General features: G+C 61.5%; 2 protein-coding genes and 2 pseudogenes. All 4 read left to right on the forward strand.

Features of this window, described 5'->3' with window-relative positions; all coding sequences use genetic code 11:
* Positions 1-643: FtsX-like permease family protein (locus ASD01_RS25325; RefSeq protein WP_156623700.1), on the forward strand; the 643-nt coding region annotated here is incomplete at its 5' end.
* A 16-nt stretch (positions 644-659) separates the two neighbouring features.
* Positions 660-1,346, forward strand: a complete 687-nt coding sequence (locus ASD01_RS25330; RefSeq protein WP_034786709.1) for an ABC transporter ATP-binding protein — start codon at positions 660-662, stop codon at positions 1,344-1,346.
* 248 nt (positions 1,347-1,594) lie between these two features.
* Positions 1,595-2,110 (forward strand): annotated as a pseudogene (locus ASD01_RS25335) (ABC transporter permease); the annotation flags it as partial.
* A 1-nt stretch (position 2,111) separates the two neighbouring features.
* Positions 2,112-2,587, forward strand: a pseudogene (locus ASD01_RS25340) (ABC transporter permease); the annotation flags it as partial.

Genomic DNA, 2,587 nt, shown 5'->3' on the forward strand with positions numbered 1-2,587 from the left:
AACAATCATCTTCATGCCGCTTGAAGAGGCACAGCTGTTCTTCAACGCCGAGGGACTGGTTCAGTCGATCGAGATCTTCGTCGAACATCCAGATGTCGTTGAGGAGTTGCGCCAGCCGATCGAGGACGCGGCCGGACGGCAGATCTTCATCACCGACTGGCGCGACCGCAACAAGACCTTCTTCTCCGCGCTCCAGGTGGAGCGCAACGTGATGTTCATGATCCTGACGCTAATCGTGCTGGTCGCGGCGCTCAACATCATCTCCGGCCTGATCATGTTGGTGAAGGACAAGGGCAGCGACATCGCGATCTTAAGGACCATGGGCGCGACCTCCGGCTCGGTGATGCGCATCTTCTTCATGACGGGGGCTGCAATCGGCGTCGCCGGAACGGTCGCGGGCGTGGCGCTCGGCGTCGTCGTCTGCCTCAACATCGAATCCATCCGACAGTTCTTCTCCTGGATCTCCGGAACGACGCTGTTTAGCCCAGAGCTTTATTTCCTCAGCCAGCTTCCGGCCGACATGAACGCAGACGAGACTGCACTCGTCATCGTCATGGCGCTGACCCTTTCCTTCCTCGCCACGATCTTTCCGGCCTGGCGCGCCTCGCGCCTCGATCCGGTGCAGGCCCTGCGTTACGAATGACAAGGACATCACCTCAATGAATGCGCGCGTGGCACTGCAGCTTTCCGGCGTCGAACGACACTATGGGGAAGGCGAGACGTTCCTTTCCATCCTCAAGGGTGCGGACTTCACGCTGAGAAGCGGCGAGACTGTGGCGCTGGTCGCGCCGTCAGGGACCGGAAAATCGACGCTGCTGCATGTGGCGGGTCTGCTGGAACGCCCCGATAGCGGCGAGGTGCTGGTCAACGGGGTGTCCTGCGGCGGGCTCAATGACGATCGGCGCACGGCGATCCGTCGCAACGAGATCGGTTTCGTCTACCAGTTCCACCACCTGTTGCCTGAGTTCTCGGCGCTCGAAAACATCATGATGCCGCAGTTGATCGCCGGTCTGCCCAAGGCGGAAGCCGCGGAGCGGGCTGGGGCGTTGCTCGACTATATGCGCATCGGCCACCGCGCCGATCACCGCCCGGCGGAACTTTCCGGCGGCGAGCAGCAGCGCGTTGCGATTGCGCGTGCCGTTGCCAACGCGCCGCTCGTTCTCCTTGCCGACGAACCGACAGGCAATCTCGATCCGGAGACCGCCGGTTATGTCTTCGAGGCGCTGGAAGCGCTGGCACGGCAGTCGGGCCTCGCGGCATTGATCGCGACGCACAATCACGAGCTCGCCGGACTGATGGATCGGCGGGTGACGATCGAAGACGGCAAGGTCGTCGAGATGAAGTGAGTGTGCCGGAGGGCGGACGCGACGACCACTCGGACGCCGCCACGTCAGCCTGCCTTTCGCTGGCGCACGTACAAGTCTCTCGACGTAAATCTAGACCGCCGTCGATGATCGTCGAAGCGGTGATCGACAAGCTGGTCGCAACGAAGTGACGAGGCGAGGGAAGGCAGGATGACCGCCGTGACTGAAAATCAGGTGCAGGCCGCAGAGCGGCCTGAAAAGTCCTCCAGCCGACCNCGAGGGAAGGCAGGATGACCGCCGTGACTGAAAATCAGGTGCAGGCCGCAGAGCGGCCTGAAAAGTCCTCCAGCCGACCCTTTTCCGCCTTCGAGCGTTTGGTGGCGTGGCGCTACCTGCGCTCCAGGCGCAAGGAAGCCTTCATCTCTGTCATCGCCGGCTTCTCCTTCATCGGCATCATGCTCGGCGTGGCGACGCTGATCATCGTCATGGCCGTCATGAACGGCTTCCGCACCGAACTCATCTCCCGCATCCTCGGCATCAACGGCCACATGATCGTCCAGCCGATCGACGGTCCGCTCAACAATTATGCCGAGCTTGCGACTAAATTCTCGGGCGTCAAAGGCGTCACCATGGCGATCCCGATGGTCGAAGGCCAGGTTCTGGCGCAAGGGGTCGGTGACAGTTCGACCGGCGCGCTGGTGCGCGGCATCCGCGCCGACGACTTGAGCAAGATGAAGTCGGTTTCTGACCACATCCAGTCCGGCGATCTCGTCGGCTTTGCCTCCGGCTCTGGCGTGGCTATCGGTNAATTATGCCGAGCTTGCGACTAAATTCTCGGGCGTCAAAGGCGTCACCATGGCGATCCCGATGGTCGAAGGACAGGTTCTGGCGCAAGGGGTCGGTGACAGTTCGACCGGCGCGCTGGTGCGCGGCATCCGCGCCGACGACTTGAGCAAGATGAAGTCGGTTTCTGACCACATCCAGTCCGGCGATCTCGTCGGCTTTGCCTCCGGCTCTGGCGTGGCTATCGGTTCGCGCATGGCCGAACAGCTTGGCATAACGGTCGGCGGAACGATTACGCTGACCTCGCCCAACGGCGACGTGACGCCGCTCGGCATGAACCCGCGTGTGAAGGCCTATACCGTCTCGGCGATCTACGAGATCGGCATGTCGGAATATGATTCAACAATCATCTTCATGCCGCTTGAAGAGGCACAGCTGTTCTTCAACGCCGAGGGACTGGTTCAGTCGATCGAGATCTTCGTCGAACATCCAGATGTCGT

The organism is Ensifer sp. Root423, from assembly GCF_001426275.1.
Lineage (GTDB): Bacteria > Pseudomonadota > Alphaproteobacteria > Rhizobiales > Rhizobiaceae > Ensifer > Ensifer adhaerens.